This is a genomic window from Paenibacillus sp. FSL R7-0179, assembly GCF_038002265.1.
Classification (GTDB): domain Bacteria; phylum Bacillota; class Bacilli; order Paenibacillales; family Paenibacillaceae; genus Paenibacillus_AQ.
Genome location: NZ_JBBOCC010000002.1, coordinates 1636178 through 1654321, shown reverse-complemented (window position 1 = coordinate 1654321; position 18144 = coordinate 1636178). Strand labels below are relative to the sequence as shown.

Here is an 18144-nt window from a genome sequence, read left to right as displayed (position 1 = left end):
ATTTGTGCCGGTTTCTCCCCCTTACCCGGAGAAGATCCAGCAGCATCAATACATGTGTTTGCGAATCCAGCGGCTGTTGACGAAGAAGAAGAGTCTGGTCAGCGGACTATTCTTCATCAGCCTCCGGGACACCGAGCGGACCTCCCGCTGCTCACTCACCTTGGGATCGGATAAATAGAGTGCCAGCAGTCCTTCGATGATCATTCGGTGCATGGAGTTCTCGGGAAGACTCCGGACATCCTTGCGGGCCCACTCCACAATGGAAGCGATCCGGTTCAGCATCATATCCGTATTCTCATAATAATTGCAGAAATTGAGATCACCGCCGGCCCGGTCTTCATCCTGGTCAATCAGATAATCCAGCATGATATGCAGACCGCACACATGCGGAAAATAAGCAGCACGAATGGATGATGATGCCACTGTACTTAGCTTAGGATCACAGGACGCCAGAAAAAGCATAAATACGCCCAAAGTTGAACCGGTTGCGGCCGCAAACTCATTCCACTGGAGATGAGGCGCCCGGTGCCCCTCCTTCTCCCACCATTCCTTGAGGGCCGCTTCCCGGAGCTCCGGGTGAATGTGCTTATAGACCTGAAGATCGGTATACAATACGGCCAGATTATAGACCTCTTCAGCAGCAGCACCGTATCCGGGCAGCCGGGAGGTCATCTCCTGGCATTTGCGGACCAGTCTGTGCAGGTATCCGCCGTCATTCTGTTCCGTGCGCAGCGCGTAATAGTTCACAGGCTCTGCGCCGGGGGTAACAGCATCCAGCATAGACTTATGCAGCAGCCGGAAATCAGCCGGGTCAAGCGAAGTACTGCGGTCACACAGGTTGTCCAAATAATCACTGATCGTCTGATAAGCAACAATTAGCGGAATCAGTATATGTCTCATCGACAAATTGCCGGCGGCATAGATTCCGCCGCCTTCGCAATGAAACTGCTTCGTTTCAATGCTGGCAAGCGCTTGCTTGCGGAGCTCAGGATCGGGAATTCCTTCTGCATCCTTGCGCCAGAAATCGAGACATGATCGCACTTCCGGCAGCACGTACTTATAGACCCTCTTCATGAGTCCAATAGGACCGCGCGGACTACGGTTACGGCCTTGCTCAAATTCATTCAATGACAGTGCCTCCACATTGTTGTCTCCTTATCCAAATCATGATTATTATAATATGCAGAGCGGATTTGTACAAACAACAAAATCACTTTCGCAAACTCTTGAAAGATTCAGAAAATCGATATTTTACGAACCCCCCGGCTTCTCCGCTTTATGCTATACTATACTTTTCTATATTCCGAAGGAGTGCACAATCATGAATGCGAGGCGGAGCGGCGGCCAATATAGTGATCAAAACTGGCTGCGATCCTTTATGTTTACGCTGTACGGCACCAGTGTGCTGGTTGTTTCTTATTTCCCGTTATTTTATGCCCACCTGGGCTTCAGCAGTCCGCAAATGGGTCTGCTCTACTCAGTAGGCCCGTTAATCTCAATTCTCTCTAATCTGTTCTGGAGTATGATGAGCGACCGGCTGGGTACCGTCCGTAAGATTATGGCCCTCCTGCTTGGAGGCCAGCTGGTAACCGCCATTATTCTGGCCAGAGCCACCGATTTTTCTAGTGTAATGCTTATTTTGTCCTTTTTCTATTTCTTCTATTACCCTGTCTTTCCGCTGGCAGATACGATGGCTATCAAAATTGCCCAGCGCCACGGGCGGAATTTCATCGCCATCCGTGTATTCGGCTCACTCGGGTACTCCTTCTTCGCCCTTACAATAGGCTATGTACTTAGAACGCTCGGACCTCAGTATAGCGTAGCGATTTGCATTGTGATTGTCGTAACCGCTCTGCTGATTACGATTGGGCTGAAGGATGTGAAGCGAACCGAAGCGGCACCGCTCTCTGTAGACAAGGAAACTGCGGACAAACCGCTGAAGGGCTCCGGACTCCGGGAGATTCTGCTGCAAAAGGAAGTGCTGTGGTTCTTCGGCTCGGTCTTCCTGCTCGCCATCGGCTACAGGATGAACGAGGCCTTCCTGACCATCAGCCTCAAGGGCATGAATGCAGGAGATGAGATCGTGGGCTGGGCGCTGCTGGCCTCTGCGCTCAGTGAGATCCCTATCTTCTTCCTGCTCAGCAGATATGGCGACAAGTTCAAGGAGCTGCCGCTGCTCGCTTGTGCCAGCCTGATGTTCACGCTGCGCTTTCTGTTCATGTCGCTGGCCCAGGAGCCGGGCACAGTGGTTGCCATTCAAGCCATGCACAGTATTTCGTTCGGCATTTATTATGTAACCGCCGTCCGCTATATCACACGAATCATCCCTGATCATCTGCGGGCCACCGGAATGGCCCTCTTCACCGTCGTATGGTCCAGCGGCGCAGGTCTGCTCAGCGGCACCTTCGGCGGGCTGATCTACCAGGATGCCGGGCGGGTTGTATTTTATCTGGTCGCTACCGCCTTCTCGGTTCTGGCCTTCGCCGGTTTCCTGTCCAAGCATCTGTTGGACCTTGGGGGCGGCACAGTCCGTCCGCTAAGGAATAAGAGTAAGCCCCCGCTCTGAGTTCGCGCGGCTTGAATGTATGCTGTTTTCCACATACATTCAGGCCGCGCGCCTGCTTGCGAGCACAATGTATGTTGTTTTCCATATACATTCAGGCCGCGTGCCTGCTTGCGAGCATAATGTATGTTGTTTTCCACATACATTCAGGCTGCGTGCCTGCTTGCGAGCACAATGTATGTTGTTTTTCGCATACATTCGGGCCGCGTGCCTGCTTACGAGCACAATGTATACTGTTTTTCACATAGCATTCAGGCCGCGTGCCTGCTTACGAGCACAATGTATACTATTTTTCACATAGCATTCAGGCCGCGTGCCTGCTTACGAGCACAATGTATACTGTTTTCCACATACATTTGGTCCATATTCCGCTGTACCTGCCAATTGTATTCGGTTTTAAGCATGCCTCAGCAAAAGGAAGCTATAGTTTCCTCATATAATAAAAAAACACAGCCCCCGAAGGAACTGTGCTGCTCAAGCTGCCTGATGCTACTTATGCCAGTGCGTGCTAGATCAAATATATATATTGCGGCTGACAGAAGCTCTGCCTTGGCCGTATTTTATAATTTAACTACGTTCGCTGCCTGTGGACCACGGTTACCGTCAGTAACATCGAATTCTACCGCTTGGCCTTCGTCCAAAGTCTTGAATCCGTCGCCTTGAATTGCTGAGAAGTGAACGAATACATCTTCGCCGCCTTCAACCTGAAGAAAACCATAACCTTTTTCTGCGTTAAACCATTTTACTGTACCTTTCAAATGAACAACCTCCTAAAAATAGCGCCATATATGGCGTATGCTTACATTATACTCTTTCTATACTTGTAAAGCAATCCATCTTTTCCCTGATTTCATGATTTAATTTGCTTTTCCCTTCTCTGGTGCGTTATCATTGACCCAAAAGCCAAAAATCGCCAGGGTGGTAATGATAATGATCAAAAAACATGAAATATACAAAACAGACAAGTGGAACATGATGACGGTGGAGGTTCAGGGACGCTATATTATCCTTCGTGAAATCTCCGACCAATGGGGTGAAGAAACGCATACCTTCATGAGCCGTCCGGCTATGATGCAGTGGGTGAACAACCGCTTCAATAAAGAATCCTACAAGGATAATGAAGAAGAGTACAAGAATATCATTGCCGCCTTCAAACAGGTGTAGTCCGGCATGGATAACGAGAGTCTTGTCATCTATGTAGTAGTCGTCCTGTGTCTGGGTGCCGTACTGATTATGAGCAAGGACAAAATGCCCCCGCGCATGAAGCGCGGGATGGCATTGACCGCAGTCATTATGATTGCGCTGGCTTTTGTCTTCATTATTTATAGCCTGCTCACATAACTTCATCTGTAAGCACACTTATGATTTAATAAACATGAATTGGCAGGGCATACTAAGCAGACTTTGAGAATCAGGAGGCTGCCCTCATGTCCGTTACCGCCAAATCACTCCCGCTCCTGCTTGCGTTCAGCCTGCTGCAAGGAACTCTGTCCTCAGCGCACCCGCAGGCGGAGAGCAGCCCAGCCGCATCCCATCTACCGAGGAGGATTTCTATGGAACAATTACCTAAGAGAAGTGAAGTGCCCGCCGAGAACCGCTGGAAGCTTGAAGATATGTTTGCTTCAGAGGAGCAGTGGGATGCCGAATATAAGGAAGTGAAGGCGCTGATTACAAGCGCTGCCTCCTTCCAGGGGAAGCTGGATTCACCGGAAGCCCTGAAGAAATGCTTTGAGCTGGACGACAAGCTGTCCCTGCTTACTGAACGTCTCTATGTCTATGCGCATATGCGCCAGGATGAGGATACAGCGGCTCCGAAGTATCAGGCTCTCTCCTCTAAGGCCAAGAAGCTTGGCGTTGAAGCGGGTGAAGCTCTTTCTTTTGTCACACCAGAGATTCTGGCCTTGCCTGACGCGACGCTGGACCAGTTCATCGCCGACCCTTCGCTCTCCGGCTACACCTTCACATTGACTGAAATGAAGCGTGAGAAGGCCCATGTCCTGTCCAAAGCGGAAGAAGCCCTGCTGGCTCAGGTCAGCACGATCGCTCAGGCCCCGCAGACTGTATTCAGCATGCTGAACAATGCGGATCTGAAGTTTCCGAAGATTAAGAACGAAGAAGGCAAGGAAGTCGAGCTGACGCACGGAAGCTATATTCAGTTCCTCGAAAGCCCGGATCGTGACGTCCGCAAGAATGCCTTCAAAGCGGTCTACGAAACCTACGGCAAGCAAAAGAACACCATTGCTGCTACGCTGAGCGCTAATGTGAATAAGAATGTCTTTTACTCCCGTGTGCGCAAATACCCTTCCGTGCTTGAAATGTCGCTCTACGGTGACAATATTCCGAAGGAAGTCTACACGAATCTGATCGATACGATTCATGAGAGTCTGCCGCTGATGCACCGTTATATGAAGCTGCGCCAGAAGCTGCTCGGGGTCGATGAGCTACATATGTATGACTTGTTCGCTCCGCTTGTGGACGAATATAAGCTGGATATTACTTTTGACGAGGCCAAGAAGATTACCAAGGAAGGCCTGAAGCCGCTTGGCGAGGACTACCTGAGTGTTCTGCAGGAAGGCTATGACAAGGGCTGGATCGATGTCTACGAGAACGAGAACAAACGCTCCGGCGCGTACAGCTGGGGGGCTTACGGCACCCATCCTTTCGTGCTGCTGAACCATAACGATAATCTGAACAGCATGTTCACACTGGCGCATGAGATGGGTCACGCCCTGCATTCCTACTATTCGGACACCGCGCTGAAATACCGGGACGCGCAGTACACTATTTTCCTGGCGGAGGTTGCTTCTACCACCAATGAGGCGCTGTTAATGGATTATATGCTGAAGAAATCCACAGACCCGAAGGAAAAAATGTATCTGCTTACCTACTATGCCGACCAGTTCCGTACGACGATCTTCCGGCAGACGATGTTCGCTGAATTCGAGAAAATCATTCATCAGCGCGCCGAAGAAGGCGAATCGCTCACACCGCAGGATCTCTCTTCCATCTACTACGATCTGAATGTCAAATATTACGGCAAGGATATGGTGATCGATCAGGATATTGAGATGGAGTGGGCACGGATTCCCCATTTCTATAACAGCTTCTATGTCTATAAATATGCTACCGGCTTCTCGGCGGCGACGAGCTTCGCCAAACAGATCCTGGAGGAAGGGAAACCGGCGGTTGACCGTTACCTCGGCTTCCTCAAGAGCGGCGGCAGCGATTATTCCATCAACATCCTGAGCAAGGCCGGAGTGGATATGTCGTCTCCTGAGCCGATCCGTGAAGCCATGAGCGTATTTGAGAGCGTCATTGAGCAGATGGAGCAGTTGACCAAGTAAGACAGAACGCTTAGTATAACAGTAATCCCTTGCCCTTTGCGGGCAGGGGATTTGTATTGTCACACCGAACCGAGGAGGAAGAAATATGAAATTTCAATGGTCATTAATATTAGGTTTGTTCTTTGCCCTGATAACCGCCGTATTCGCAGTCATGAATGTAGATCCGGTTCCGGTGAATTTCGGCTTTGACGTGGTGAGCATCCCGCTGATTCTCGTTATTCTTGGCTGTGCGCTGATTGGCGGTGTGGTGGTGGGTTCGTACGGGATTTTCCGCCAGTATAAGCTGCAGAAGCAGATCAAGAGCCTGAATGCCGAGCTTGCCAAGCTGCGTGACGCGGGAAGTATCAACATGGAGCCTAGCTCTGCTGAGAGCGCCCCTTTTACTCCAGAAGGATCATCCCAGCTGTAATTCATAGACGAATAGGAGGAACTATCCTTGCTTAACATCCAGCCCAATGAAGAATATATCCTGAATCTGCTCAAAAAACTGCTCGACACTCCAAGCCCCAGCGGCTTCACCGCCCAGGTGATGGCACTCGTGGCCGAAGAAGCGGCAGCGCTGGGTATTCCGCTTACCTGGAATGAAAAAGGCGGCGCGATGCTGAGCGTACCCGGACTCGACCCTTCGCGCACAATCGGCATCAGCGCCCACGTGGATACGCTCGGTGCCATGGTCCGCTCAATTAAGTCTAACGGTACCCTCCGCTTAACCTCTGTAGGCGGATTCAGCATGAGCAGCATTGAGAATGAATATTGCATCATCCATACCCGCAGCGGCTTAACTTATACCGGTACGATCCTGACCAGTCATCCCTCTGTGCATGTGTATGCCGATGCCCGTGAATTCAAGCGTGCGGAAGAGAATATGGAGATCCGGATTGATGAGCTCGTCTCCACCAAGGATGATGTGCTGAAGCTGGGGATTTCAGTCGGTGACTTCATTTCGTTCGATGCTAGGGCGGTGCTTACCCCCAGCGGATATATCAAATCCCGCCATCTGGACGACAAAGCCAGCGTAGCCGCCTTATTCGGGCTGCTGGAGAGCATCCGGCGCGAAGGCTGGAAGCCGCTGCACAACCTGTCCCTGCTCATCTCCAACTATGAAGAGGTTGGTCACGGTGCTGCCTGGATTCCGGGTGAGATCAATGAGATGATCGCTGTGGACATGGGCGCGATGGGCGATGACCTCAGCTGCAAGGAGACGGATGTCTCCATCTGCGCCAAGGACTCCTCCGGCCCGTATGACTATGCCATGACCAGCCGCATGATCGAGCTGGCGAACGGTCTGGCTATTCCCTTCGCGGTCGATATCTATCCGCAATACGGCTCTGATGCTTCTGCTGCACTGCGCGGCGGAAATAACATCCGGGCCGCTCTGATCGGACCCGGCGTACACGCCTCCCATTCCATGGAGCGTACCCACAAGCAGGCTGTGCTGAATACGGCTAAGCTGCTGGCGGCTTATGTTGGGGCGAACTGATAGGACGGCGCAGTTAAGGATACTAGCTATAGGAGCGCTGCTGACGGTAAGCGCGCTCCTCTTTGCTGTGTTCCCGCATACAGGTACAAGTCAGCGGGAGGTCTTCTCCGGCCTCCCGCATAACTATACCTATCGGGAAGCCGAAGGTCCGGGCGGGGTTCAGCTGCATATGCTATCGCTGAACCCGGAGGATGTGGTGCTGCGGCGCGCCGGCTTGCCGCTGCGTCAAATTGCCGCCTATGGGATCAATGGCGGCTTCTTTTACGGCGATGACCTGTTGTCCATCGCTATCATGAACGACCAGCCCGTGAACGATGAAGCCCGCAGCTACGGATCTGGCTGGTTCAACGCGAAATATGCGCGTGGAACGCTGGTCTGGGACGGTGCTGCGGGAGCGCTCAGCGTACAGGTCGCAGCCTCTGGCCACGACCTGGCGGTGAGCGACCGCAGCAATTACTGGGCGCAGGGCGGGGTCAGCATGAACCTGCAGCAGGAAGAGCTGTGGGAGGCGGCTGCGACCGCAGAGCATTTGCCTTTTGAGGGTGAGCTGCGCCTGCGCTCCGGGCTGGTCTATGACCAGTCCGGGAAGCTCTGGCTGCTCGTCACGAATTCGCTCTGCACGGCGGCGGAATTCCGCGCTGCCGTGCAGGAGACCGTCCCGGGCGAGGGACGGGAAGGGATCTTCCTCGACGGAGACGGCTCATCGCAGATGAATGCAGACGAGGCGGTACTGACCGGCGATTCACGGCCGGTCATGCAGATGATAGCGGTGGCGGGCGGCAAATAGCCATGGCGGGTCACGCTCTACAGCAGTAGCCGCTGGAGTGAATCGCTGAAGTTGGACGGGGACAGTCACTCACCTATTCTCATAACAGCGAGATACAGAGTACCAAAAAGGCAGCACCAGCTCGTTTAGATAGCTGGTGCTGCCTTTTTAGTTGATCATGGTGATAAAAATGAGACAAATATTACTTGACCAGACCGAAATGTTGCAATTATTGCAACCCTGCCGTCCAAACACTTGCACATTAGAGTAAATTCCTGCATGAAATACAACAATTATCCTGCCAATCCGCTCTGGAATCGGGTAATGCTGCTTTTTGTACAACAATAGCGGATTAGGGCTGCGATGACGAGTGAGAAGTTGCATTTTGGGCAGGATTTCTGCATAACCCTCTGACTTTGCAGCTGATTCTGCGTGGTGTTACTTACCCGCGATTTTCTCCGCCCAGCTCCTTCTTCCTTCCAGGATTACCCGGTTAAGGCCATACCTGTTCCAGCTTGTCCGCATAGTACTTAATGGCCTTGCGGTAATCCTGGATACCGGGATCAGTGGATGTGTCCGCAAGCAGGGTAAGCAACAGTTGCATCGCCTCTGTGTGCGCACCCAGATTATACAGCGTCATGGCCAGAAAAGCCTTGAACTCAGCACGCTGCGGGAATTCAAGCGCACCCTGCTCCAGCAGCGCACGGGACTCTGTATACTGCCCCAGCGTCCGGTACGTGCTGCCCAGGCCCAGCATCGCACCTGCCTTCTGCTCCGCATCTGGAAGCCCGAGGGCAAGACTCTGCTCGTAATAGGATACCGCCTCGCGCTCCAAGCCCAGCACATCATGCGTCCATGCCAGCTGATAATGCAGTTCCGCGCTGCTCTCATTTGCTGTCAGCAGCTGTAGCAGCATGGTCCTTGCTTCTTCAGCCTGGCCAGAAGACCGGAGCTGCATAGCGGCTTCTATTGTATGAGTCACAGTAACCGCCCCCTTCTGCACGTTGTTACTTACCCGCGTGCGTCCATCTCCGTCAGCTCATTGATATGTCCAGCGCTCCATCGGATGGGTTACAGCACTGCCCCTCCCTCTGCACGGTTACTTACCCGCGATCTTCTCCGCCAACTCATTGAGATACGTCCAGCGCTCCATCAGGCGCTCCAGCTCTGCCTCGGCCTGCCGCTGCTTCTCCACCAGCTCCTGCAGTCTGCCGGAGTCGGCAAAGGCCGCTTCCATCTGTGCCGAGATGTCTGTCAGATGCTGCTCCGCCTGTTCAATGGCCTCGTCGATTCCCTCGTACTCGCGCTGCTCCTTGAAGGTGAATTTCAGCTTCTCGCGCGGCGCTGACCCGGTCTGGGCATTCCCTCCCTGCTCAGCAGCGTGAGCTCCGCTGGCGCTGCGGCTGGAACCGCCTTCTGCTTTGCCGGAGCTCACGCTGCCGGATGGGACGTTCTTCGCCAGCCACTCTTCATATTCGCTATAGTCGCCGACATGCAGGCGGATGCCCCCTTCCTCGAAGGCAATCAGCTTATCCACAGTACGGTCCAGGAAGTAGCGGTCATGCGATACGGTGAAGACTACGCCAGGGAACTCATCGAGGTAATCCTCCAGTACAGCGAGTGTGCCGATATCCAGATCATTCGTCGGCTCATCGAGCAGCAGCACATTCGGTGCTCCCATGAGGACACGCAGCAGGTAGAGACGTCTTTTCTCGCCGCCGGACAGCTTGGAGATTGGCGTCCACTGCATTGCAGGCGGAAACAGGAAGCGCTCCAGCATTTGCCCGGCGGTGATGACACTGCCGTCTGCGGTCTTGATGATCTCGGCTTCTTCCTTCACATACTCGATCGCCCGCAGGCTGAGATCCATGTCCTGATGCTCCTGGGTGAAGTAGCCCAGCTTCACGGTTGTCCCGAGCTGCACCTCGCCGCTGTCCGGCGTAAGCTTACCGGCAATCAGGTTCAGCAGCGTAGACTTACCGCTGCCGTTCTTGCCGACAATCCCCACACGGTCCTGCGGCACCGCAATATAATTCAGATCCTCGATCAAGGTCCGGCCGTCCAGTGATTTGGTGAGATCCTGAAGTTCAATGATTTTGCGGCCCAGTCTTGTAGAGGCTACGGAGATATCCAGTGAAGACGCCGAATTCCCTCCCGTGCTTGCCTTCAGTTTCTCGAAGCGGTCGATCCGCGCCTTCTGCTTCGTGGAGCGGGCCTTGGCCCCGCGGCGAATCCAGGCCAGCTCTGTGCGCAGCAGGTTCTTACGCTTCTGCTCCTCTGAGGCCTCCCGTTCTTCACGGTCTGCCTTCAGCTCCAGGAACCGCGAATAATTCGCCTCATACCGGTACAGATTCCCGCCGTCCAGCTCAAGCATTACACTGGCTACCCGTTCCAGGAAATACCGGTCATGTGTTACCATCAGCAGCGCCCCGCGCCGCTTCTGCAGATACTGCTCCAGCCAGGCTACGGAATCCGTGTCAATATGGTTGGTAGGCTCATCCAGAATCAGCAGCTCCGACGGCGTAATCAGTGCCGCCGCCAGTGCTACGCGCTTGCGCTGTCCACCGGAGAGACTCTCCATCCGGGCATCGAACCGGGTAATCCCCAGCTTGGTGAGGACCGTCTTGGCCTCACTCTCCAGCTGCCAGGTACCGGCGGCGTCGATGGCCTGCCCAATGCGGACAAGCCGGCTCTCCAGCCCTGAATCTCCCGGATTCTGCTCCAGAAGAGACATAACCTCCATATATTCCCGCATCGTCGCAAGCTCCGGGTCCTCTCCGGCAAATACCTGCTGCAAGACTGTATTTCCAGGCTCATAAGGCGGATTCTGGGCCAGGAACTGCACCCGCACATCATTACCGATGGCAATCTGTCCTTCATCTGCTGTATCAAGCCCGGCGATAATCTTCAGAAAGGTTGATTTTCCCGTACCGTTGACGCCAATTACGCCTATCTTATCCCTGTCGTCCATGCCAAAGGAGGCATCACGGAACAGGATTTTCTCCCCGTAGCTCTTGGAGAGATGTTCCACCGTCATAATATTCATCAGTTGTCCTCGCTTGCCTTATATTTTGAAACGTGAACTTAGCTGTACTCTCTTAAGATTCACCTTCAGCAGGGAGATCGCCCGGCGCCGAATTCAGGCTGCCCAGTGCCCCATTGATAAAGAGCCTGGCTGCAAACTTCGCACGCTTATCCGCATCTGCCTCGGCAAACTCAGGGTCGAACAGGATATCCATCTTCAGACGGTCCAGAATCCCGATATACGACTGCGCCATCAGCTCCGGTTCAGTAGCCCCGCCTTCCAGCAGCACCTTCACCACAGCCTGCATATAGGCTTCCATGAACTGCGCCATATAGGCCACCAGCTCAGGGTTATTGTTAGGCGCACGGAAGAACAGCTTCGTATGCTGCTTGCGCTCATAGTAATAGAACAGATGATGCTCCGCAATAACGGAGAGTTTGTCTGTCAATGTGGAGCGGGTCCTCAGCTTGCCCTTAAGCTGCTCAAGGAAGCCTTCGCAATCGCGGCGGGTAACCGCCATGAAGAGCTCCTCTTTACTTTTAAAATATAAATAGACCGTACCCTTGGCAATGCCTGCACGTTCGGCCACTTCCGACATCTTCGTCTCATAAAAGCCGCCTGAACCGAAAAGCTCATAAGCGGCATCCAGAATAGCTGCATGTTTGTCTACGGATGCACTGCTCAACGGTTCACCTCCCAACCCATAGAATCCAGCTTGTTACCGGATAATGCAAAGGCCAGCTTATTAACTCTCAGGCCCGTCCTTATCCTATGTAACCGATATAACTGACCAGCAGCGCTACAGCACCGCCTATTATAGAACTTACAGCATTTACAGTATCATTGTCCATCCAGCGCCAGCCCCTGGCGTATTCCGTCGGCTTTCCGCAGTGCATAGAGGCTTCGACCTCGCGGCCGCAGACTGTGCAGCGGTTCATCCGTTGCACAGTAGCCCCCAGTACGGAGTCGGCAAAAGCTCCCGCAAGCCCGCCCAGCAGTCCGGCGAGCGCCAGCAGCCAGAAGGCATGGGGCGTCATGCCGGAGGCCACCCGCAGCACCCAGGAGGCCGCGCCGATGAGCGTCCCTCCCGCCGCCGCGGCCAGTGTCCCGGGCAGGGATACGCCGCCGGAGGTGCCTGCCGGAAGCACCTTCCCGGTCAGTACCGACCGGGGAGGCTTCCGGGCCAGCGTGCCGATCTCTGTCGCCCATGTATCCGAGGTCACGGTAGCCATCACCCCGATGAACAGGAAGCTCCAGAGCTCCAGCGGATAGACCGCGTTCAGCAGAACGGCCAGCATCCCGAGTCCGCCGTTGGCGAAGACCTGGCCCGCGTCGCGGCGTCCGGTTTTATCATACGCGGCCTCCAGCTCTGCCTTATTCTCATGATGCAGCTTCGACAGCAGCGTTGAAGAGATGAAGAACACGAGCAGGATACCGAACCAGAACAGATTCCCTGCACCGAAATAGATCGTCCCCATGACCACTGCCGCCACCATACCTGAGAAGCTAAGCGACTGCTTCCAGTAAGCGGCCCCGGCAACCAGCAGCGCACCGCAGGCCCCGATCAGCCATTGCAGCACTTCAAGTCCTGAAAGCATCGCCTTAACCGATCAGGCAGGTGCCCATGAGGGTGTCACCCCAGAACAGCTCGAACGAATCGCCCGCCACTACCGGACCTACCCCGGCGGGGGTTCCAGTGAAGATAATATCGTCTTTGCCCAGCCCGTAGCGGGCGGCAATGAACTCAACGATTTTTTGCAGGGAGAAAATCATATTCTTCACGTTCCCGCGCTGAACCTCAACTCCGTTTTTGCGGACGGTGAAGTCGGTGGCCTCCAGTTCCTCTTCCTCAGGCAATGCCATGTACGGGGTCAGCGGAGCTGCGTTCTTGAAGCCCTTGGCGGCTGTCCACGGCAGACCCTTGCGCTGCAGATCATTATGCACATCACGGAGCGTGAAGTCGAGACCCAGCGCCATGACATCCACCAGCTCCTGCACACTCATCCCCGGCACGTAATCACGCGCAATGCGCAGCACCAGCTCCCCCTCGTAATGAATTAGTCCGGCGTCCTTGGGCAGATGGATGATCGCTTTATCCAGGGCCACAGCAGCATGAGACGGCTTCAGGAAGATCAGCGGCTCGGCAGGCACCTTGTTGCCCAGCTCCTCCGCATGTAATTGATAATTGCGTCCTACACAGTATACATTATTGATCGCACTGCTCATTGTTCCTTCAGCTCTCTTCCTCTATGAATTGGTGTGCTTACAGCAGCCTGATCAAGCCTTCAAAAAGAGTTCGCCCCAAATATCCGGACGGTTCGTACAGATCATAATATCGGAATGCATCTCCGACAGGCGGCGCATTTCCTTACCTTTGTTCAAGGTCCATGCCATCACCTGCACGCCGCGCTCAATCAGGGATTTGGCCAGAACCGGACTAAGCCGGTCATAGCTGATGGATAAAAAGGAGCAGCCCAGCTCATCAAGCTTATCCGCAGGGTTACCATATCTGGAGTCATAGATCAGCCCTGTACGGAACCGCGCGTCCAGCTCCTTGATCCGCCGCAATACACCTGCATCGAACGAGGTCAGCACCACTTCCTCGCGCATTCCCCTGGCGTTCACCAGATCAATAACCGCCTGCTCGAGACCCGGATACATTTCCCCCACCGTCTTCAGTTCAATATTCAGCCGCAGCCGGCCTGACGCCAGAGCAAGCAGCTCTTCCAGTGAAGGCACCCGCTCTCCGCGAAAAGCACGCCCCCTCCAGCTCCCCGCATCCAGCCGCCGCATGTGTTCATACTCCATATTCTTCACCTTGCCGTGTCCGTTGGTCGTGCGGTCCAGGGAATAATCGTGGATGACCACGGGGACCCCGTCCTTCGTCAGCTGCACATCAATCTCTATCCAGCGTACAAAAGGCAGCGCAATCGCCATCCGCACGGCGGCAAGTGTATTCTCAGGAGCTTTGCCGGAAAAACCGCGGTGGGCTACACACAAATTGTTCGTCATTATACGCACCTCCGGCTATTTCACCGCTTGGGTCACAGTGCCGTCATTGCGGACCTTGATCAGGCCGGAAGAAATAGACTGTATTCTGTGCAGCAGCAGCTGCCCGTCGGCATCGTTCATCGGCACCGGCTGCGCCAGCTCGGCATCCATCGGCTTCAGCTTAAGAGCACATTGCCCCTGCTTGCTGCATTCCGCCTGGAATACCGCCGTCTCCCAAGTAGCCGGGATGGAGCCGCGTGTGAAAATAAAGTTGCCTGTGCTGTAGGCGATCCATTTGCCTTTATAGGGCTCAATTCCCTGTAGCACATGCGGATGACCGCCCATCACAAGATCCGCTCCGGCATCAATGAAGCTATGCCCGAGCGCCTGCTGGGTCTTATCATACTGCTCCATCCGCTCCCGTCCCCAATGGACGACGACAACGACAACATCGGCTTTTTGCTTGGCTGCGGCAATGGCCTTGAGCGCTTCCGCACTGTCATACACCGAGGCAAGGCCAGGCTTGCCCGCTTCCGCCTTCCATTCAATCACCGGCATCACCCGTGTGAACCCAAGCAGGGCAATCTTAATTCCATTACGTTCAAAATACTGCGCCGAATAAGCCTCCTGGCTATTCCGCCCTGCCCCCACATGAGGGATTCCGCGTTCGCCCAGATGCTTCAGGGTGTCCAGCAGACCTTCCTCCCCCTGATCCAGCGTGTGGTTGTTAGCCAGATTGACGGCATCCACACCGGCGGCTTTGAGCGCATCCAGTGCCTTCGGCGGGCCCTTGAACACAAACTGCTTGTTCTTGGCCCCGACCCCGCGTGTAGTAATCGGGGTTTCCAGATTGACTACCGTGAGGTCATCCTTCTTGAACATCCCATCCAGCGCACTGTAGGAATAGTCGTAGCCCTTCTGCTCCAGCAGCGCGCCTGCTTTTCCGCTGAAGATGATATCTCCGGCAAAGCTCAGCTTCACTGTCCCGCCGGAGCTGTTCTCCGGCAAGCCTGCGACCAGCCCGCTGCTGCTTGCCGTTGTGGCCTGCGGCGCATCCGTAGGGGTTGCCTGATCCGCCGGTGACGGTGCAGACGTAGCTTCCTTGGTCGCCGCAGGCACTGGAGAAGCCTCCGCTGTCTCCTCCGGAGCAGGCTCAGCAGTGGCTGTAGCCTCAACCCCTGGTACTTCCTCTGTAGAGACGGCTTCTGTAGGGGCTGCCGCCGTTGCAGCAGCTTCCGGCGAAGGGGAGGTAACAAGCGCCGCCGGCGGAGCAGCAGAGCCCTGCTGGTCCTTGTCGTCCATGAATGAATAAGCGAGCGCTGCGGTAATCATCAGCAGCAACGCCACATTGACCCATGCCCATACCCTTCTGCGCCGTCGCCTGCTATGTTGTCTCTTACCTTGTCTATTGCCTGATCTCGGCGGATACATGAGTGCAAGTAATCTCCTTTACCCTTAAAGTGTTTCTATTATAGCATATCTAAAAACGGTGGAGCGCCACTGCTCCGCTCCACCGCTTCTTTTAGATTGTAGCTCCCGCCGGTTCCGGCAGCTTCGGGAGGCTGGCTGCGGCAGTCTCAGCCGTAAGCTTCGCCTGCTTGATGCAGTCCGGCATCCCGATGCCGTCATAGCCTGCGCCAAAGGCGTAAACGCCGGGCAGCTTCTGCGCCAGCTCACTGCGCAGGCCGGCAATCCGGCCGGGATGGCCGACCGGATACTGCGGCATGGACGACCTCAGCCGGGTGATCTCTGTGAACAGCGGTGCTGCGGTGATGCCCATAATCTCCTTCAGGTCCTTGCGCACCAGCTCGGCCAGTGCGTCATTCGGCAGCTCCACATTCTGTTCATCTCCCGACCGTCCCACATAACAACGCAGCAGCACCTTATCATCAGGGCTGGTATGCAGCCATTTGGTAGAGGTCCAGGTGCAGGCGGTAATATTCCGCCCTTCCTTACGCGGAACCAGGAAGCCCGATCCGTCGTACTCGGTAACGATATCTTGCCGGGTGAACGCCAGAACTACATTAGCTACTGATACATAGTTCACTGCATCCAGCGCCGAGACATCGACATGTGGACGCAGCAGCTCTGCGGCTGCGAAGTTCTGCACCGTAACATAGATGTCGTCTGCTTCCAGCAGCTCACCGCTCTCAAGCTCCACCTCATAACGGGAAGCGCCGGAAGAACCGGCACCTCCCAGCACCCGGATGGATTTCGCTCCTGACCCCGTGAGCTGCCGGACATCCTGCAGCTCATGGATGAGCGCGTGCACGAGACTCTGCAATCCTTGACGGAAGGTGAGGAAGGCGCTTTTCTTCGTCCCGGTATGGGTCTCCACCGGCTTCCTGCCGGTCGTCATTCCACGGATCAGGCTGCCGTACTGGCGCTCGACCTCACCGAACTGCGGAAAGGTCGCCTGAAGGCTGATCTTGCGCATATCCCCTGCATAGATTCCTGCCAGCAGCGGCTCCGTCATATTCTCCAGTACCTCTGTACCCAGACGGCGCTCAATCAGATCGCCAAGCGACTCATCCTCAGCACTGCGGCGGGGCGGGAGTACGAAATCCATCATCGCCCGCATTTTGCCGCCGAAGGAGACCAGTCCGCTCTTCAGGAAGGGCTTCAGCTCTGTCGGAATGCCCAGCACAAGACCGGCAGGCATCGGATGAAGCTTGCCCCGCTGCAGAATGTAGGTCTTCTTGGCGTTCGGATTCGTGCTTACCAGCTCATGGTCCAGCTCCAGCTCCCTGGCCAGATCGACCATCGCCGTCTTACGGGCGAGGAAGGAATCCGGGCCCTTCTCAATTACGAAGCCGTCACGGTGCAGCGTTTCGATTTTGCCGCCGAGGACCTTGTCCTTCTCAATTAATGTAATCTCCGGCTGGGTTCCAGCCTCACGGTAGAACTTGCGGATATAGAACGCGGCGCTGAGGCCGCTGAGGCCTCCGCCGATGATGACCACCTTGCGAGGTGAATCTGTCATGACAGATTCACCTTCAACTGGTTCGCCTTAGTACGTACCACATCACTGAGCACCGACATATAGGCCGGATCACTGTTCAGCGAGTCAATCCGCAAAAGACGCATATCCAGCTCTGAGGCAAGCTGCTGCGCTTCAATATCCAGATCGTACAGCACCTCCAGATGGTCGGAGACGAAGCCGATCGGGGCTGACAGCACGTATTTCACCTGGCTCTCGGCCAGCTCACGCAGCGTATCGAGAATATCCGGTCCCAGCCAAGGCTCCGCTGTCCGGCCCGCACTCTGCCAAGTGAACTGCCAGGATTCTACCCCAGCCTGTGCGGCAATCGCCTCAGAGGTCTCCAGCAGCTGGTCACGGTAAGGATCGCCCATCGCCAGAATGCGTTCTGGAAGACTATGTGCACTGAACAGCACGCGCACTTCCTCGCGCGATGCGCCCGTTTCTTCGAACTCGTCCAGCTTGGCAGTTACTCTCCGGCTCAGCACATCAATCAGCTCGGGGTGCATATGGTAGCTCTCAATGAACTCCATTTGAATACCGCAGGCTTCGGCTTTTTCCTTGGCGCGCTTGATATAGGTTCCTACACTCATCACCGAGTAATGCGGAGCCAGCACGATGCCTATCGCCTGGGTAATTCCGTCCCGGACCATGGCCTCGACACCATCCTCTATGAACGGTCTGGCATGCTTCAGTCCCTGGTAGCATACGTACTGGATCTGCCCGCTGTTCAGCTTGGCCTGCAAGGCTTCCACCTGACGGTCGGTATTCTCTCTAAGCGGAAAAACCCCGCCGACAATCGCCTTATAGCGGTCGGTCAATTCTTTGAGCTGCTCAGCAGAAGGAGCGTTCCCCCGGCGGATATGCGTATAATAAGCCTCTACATCCTCAAGGCTCTCAGGCGTGCCGTACGACATCACGAGTACTCCAATTTTGTTAGCCACGGTTTCCATCCCCTTTTACGAATAATTAACGTCTCATACAGCAAAGAGCAA

At 54.9% G+C, this 18144-nt stretch carries 18 protein-coding genes; 7 read left to right on the top strand and 11 right to left on the bottom strand.

Annotated elements, in window-relative coordinates:
* Positions 1–45: 45 nt before the first annotated feature.
* Positions 46–1128: a tetraprenyl-beta-curcumene synthase family protein gene (locus MKX63_RS23590; protein WP_036702370.1), complete on the bottom strand. Its 1083-nt coding sequence runs from the start codon at positions 1126–1128 to the stop codon at positions 46–48.
* A 193-nt stretch (positions 1129–1321) separates the two neighbouring features.
* On the opposite strand from MKX63_RS23590, the gene MKX63_RS23585 reads away from it, so the two are divergent.
* The gene (locus MKX63_RS23585; RefSeq protein WP_341020478.1) at positions 1322–2566 is read left to right on the top strand and encodes an MFS transporter; all 1245 of its coding nucleotides are present in this window, start codon (positions 1322–1324) and stop codon (positions 2564–2566) included.
* A 557-nt stretch (positions 2567–3123) separates the two neighbouring features.
* Here MKX63_RS23585 and MKX63_RS23580 read toward each other — a convergent pair.
* Positions 3124–3321, bottom strand: a complete 198-nt coding sequence (locus tag MKX63_RS23580; RefSeq protein WP_036725228.1) for a cold shock domain-containing protein — start codon at positions 3319–3321, stop codon at positions 3124–3126.
* Between the two features lie 172 nt (positions 3322–3493).
* On the opposite strand from MKX63_RS23580, the gene MKX63_RS23575 reads away from it, so the two are divergent.
* From MKX63_RS23575 to MKX63_RS23550, 6 genes are all read left to right on the top strand, one after another.
* Entirely contained in the window at positions 3494–3727 is a 234-nt protein-coding gene (locus tag MKX63_RS23575; RefSeq protein ID WP_036702226.1) for a hypothetical protein, read from the top strand.
* A 6-nt stretch (positions 3728–3733) separates the two neighbouring features.
* Positions 3734–3904, top strand: coding sequence for a hypothetical protein (locus MKX63_RS23570; protein ID WP_340754769.1), 171 nt, complete (start codon positions 3734–3736; stop codon positions 3902–3904).
* A gap of 212 nt (positions 3905–4116) precedes the next feature.
* The gene (gene pepF, locus MKX63_RS23565) at positions 4117–5907 is read left to right on the top strand and encodes an oligoendopeptidase F (protein WP_341020476.1); all 1791 of its coding nucleotides are present in this window, start codon (positions 4117–4119) and stop codon (positions 5905–5907) included.
* 85 nt (positions 5908–5992) lie between these two features.
* Entirely contained in the window at positions 5993–6316 is a 324-nt protein-coding gene (locus MKX63_RS23560; RefSeq protein WP_341020475.1) for a LapA family protein, read from the top strand.
* A gap of 27 nt (positions 6317–6343) precedes the next feature.
* A complete protein-coding gene (locus MKX63_RS23555) occupies positions 6344–7387 on the top strand; it encodes a M42 family metallopeptidase (protein WP_341020473.1) in 1044 nt (347 codons plus the stop codon).
* Complete coding sequence (locus MKX63_RS23550) at positions 7371–8174, top strand: hypothetical protein (protein WP_445323537.1); 804 nt, start codon at positions 7371–7373, stop codon at positions 8172–8174. The genes MKX63_RS23555 and MKX63_RS23550 overlap by 17 nt, the downstream gene beginning before the upstream one ends.
* A gap of 472 nt (positions 8175–8646) precedes the next feature.
* Here the strand turns inward: MKX63_RS23550 and MKX63_RS23545 are convergent, their stop codons facing one another.
* From MKX63_RS23545 to hemH, 9 genes are all read right to left on the bottom strand, one after another.
* Positions 8647–9135, bottom strand: coding sequence for a tetratricopeptide repeat protein (locus MKX63_RS23545; RefSeq protein ID WP_341020468.1), 489 nt, complete (start codon positions 9133–9135; stop codon positions 8647–8649).
* A gap of 117 nt (positions 9136–9252) precedes the next feature.
* A complete protein-coding gene (locus tag MKX63_RS23540; RefSeq protein WP_341020466.1) occupies positions 9253–11199 on the bottom strand; it encodes an ABC-F family ATP-binding cassette domain-containing protein in 1947 nt (648 codons plus the stop codon).
* A gap of 52 nt (positions 11200–11251) precedes the next feature.
* Entirely contained in the window at positions 11252–11863 is a 612-nt protein-coding gene (locus MKX63_RS23535; RefSeq protein WP_341020465.1) for a TetR/AcrR family transcriptional regulator, read from the bottom strand.
* A gap of 79 nt (positions 11864–11942) precedes the next feature.
* A complete protein-coding gene (locus MKX63_RS23530; RefSeq protein WP_341023224.1) occupies positions 11943–12755 on the bottom strand; it encodes a DUF92 domain-containing protein in 813 nt (270 codons plus the stop codon).
* A 25-nt stretch (positions 12756–12780) separates the two neighbouring features.
* Positions 12781–13404 (bottom strand): fumarylacetoacetate hydrolase family protein, encoded by a 624-nt coding sequence (locus MKX63_RS23525; protein ID WP_341020464.1) that lies wholly within the window; start codon positions 13402–13404, stop codon positions 12781–12783.
* A 51-nt stretch (positions 13405–13455) separates the two neighbouring features.
* The gene (locus MKX63_RS23520) at positions 13456–14190 is read right to left on the bottom strand and encodes a glycerophosphodiester phosphodiesterase (RefSeq protein ID WP_341020463.1); all 735 of its coding nucleotides are present in this window, start codon (positions 14188–14190) and stop codon (positions 13456–13458) included.
* Positions 14191–14205: 15 nt separating this feature from the next.
* Entirely contained in the window at positions 14206–15600 is a 1395-nt protein-coding gene (locus MKX63_RS23515; RefSeq protein ID WP_341020462.1) for a CapA family protein, read from the bottom strand.
* Between the two features lie 91 nt (positions 15601–15691).
* Positions 15692–17152 carry a protoporphyrinogen oxidase gene (hemG, locus tag MKX63_RS23510; RefSeq protein WP_341020461.1) on the bottom strand — a complete coding sequence of 487 codons (1461 nt, stop codon included), beginning with the start codon at positions 17150–17152 and terminating at the stop codon, positions 15692–15694.
* A complete protein-coding gene (hemH, locus tag MKX63_RS23505; RefSeq protein WP_341020460.1) occupies positions 17149–18093 on the bottom strand; it encodes a ferrochelatase in 945 nt (314 codons plus the stop codon). Before hemH ends, hemG begins: the two co-directional genes overlap by 4 nt.
* Positions 18094–18144: the final 51 nt, after the last annotated feature.

Excerpts from the sequence above, each read along its gene's own strand:
- MKX63_RS23585 (WP_341020478.1), top strand. The coding sequence starts at position 1,322 with ATGAATGCGAGGCGGAGCGGCGGCCAATATAGTGATCAAAACTGGCTG.
- MKX63_RS23575 (WP_036702226.1), top strand. The coding sequence starts at position 3,494 with ATGATCAAAAAACATGAAATATACAAAACAGACAAGTGGAACATGATG.
- MKX63_RS23570 (WP_340754769.1), top strand. The coding sequence starts at position 3,734 with ATGGATAACGAGAGTCTTGTCATCTATGTAGTAGTCGTCCTGTGTCTG.
- pepF (WP_341020476.1), top strand. The coding sequence starts at position 4,117 with ATGGAACAATTACCTAAGAGAAGTGAAGTGCCCGCCGAGAACCGCTGG.
- MKX63_RS23560 (WP_341020475.1), top strand. The coding sequence starts at position 5,993 with ATGAAATTTCAATGGTCATTAATATTAGGTTTGTTCTTTGCCCTGATA.
- MKX63_RS23550 (WP_445323537.1), top strand. The coding sequence starts at position 7,371 with ATGTTGGGGCGAACTGATAGGACGGCGCAGTTAAGGATACTAGCTATA.
- MKX63_RS23540 (WP_341020466.1), bottom strand. The coding sequence starts at position 11,199 with ATGAATATTATGACGGTGGAACATCTCTCCAAGAGCTACGGGGAGAAA.
- MKX63_RS23525 (WP_341020464.1), bottom strand. The coding sequence starts at position 13,404 with ATGAGCAGTGCGATCAATAATGTATACTGTGTAGGACGCAATTATCAA.
- MKX63_RS23520 (WP_341020463.1), bottom strand. The coding sequence starts at position 14,190 with ATGACGAACAATTTGTGTGTAGCCCACCGCGGTTTTTCCGGCAAAGCT.
- MKX63_RS23515 (WP_341020462.1), bottom strand. The coding sequence starts at position 15,600 with ATGTATCCGCCGAGATCAGGCAATAGACAAGGTAAGAGACAACATAGC.
- hemG (WP_341020461.1), bottom strand. The coding sequence starts at position 17,152 with ATGACAGATTCACCTCGCAAGGTGGTCATCATCGGCGGAGGCCTCAGC.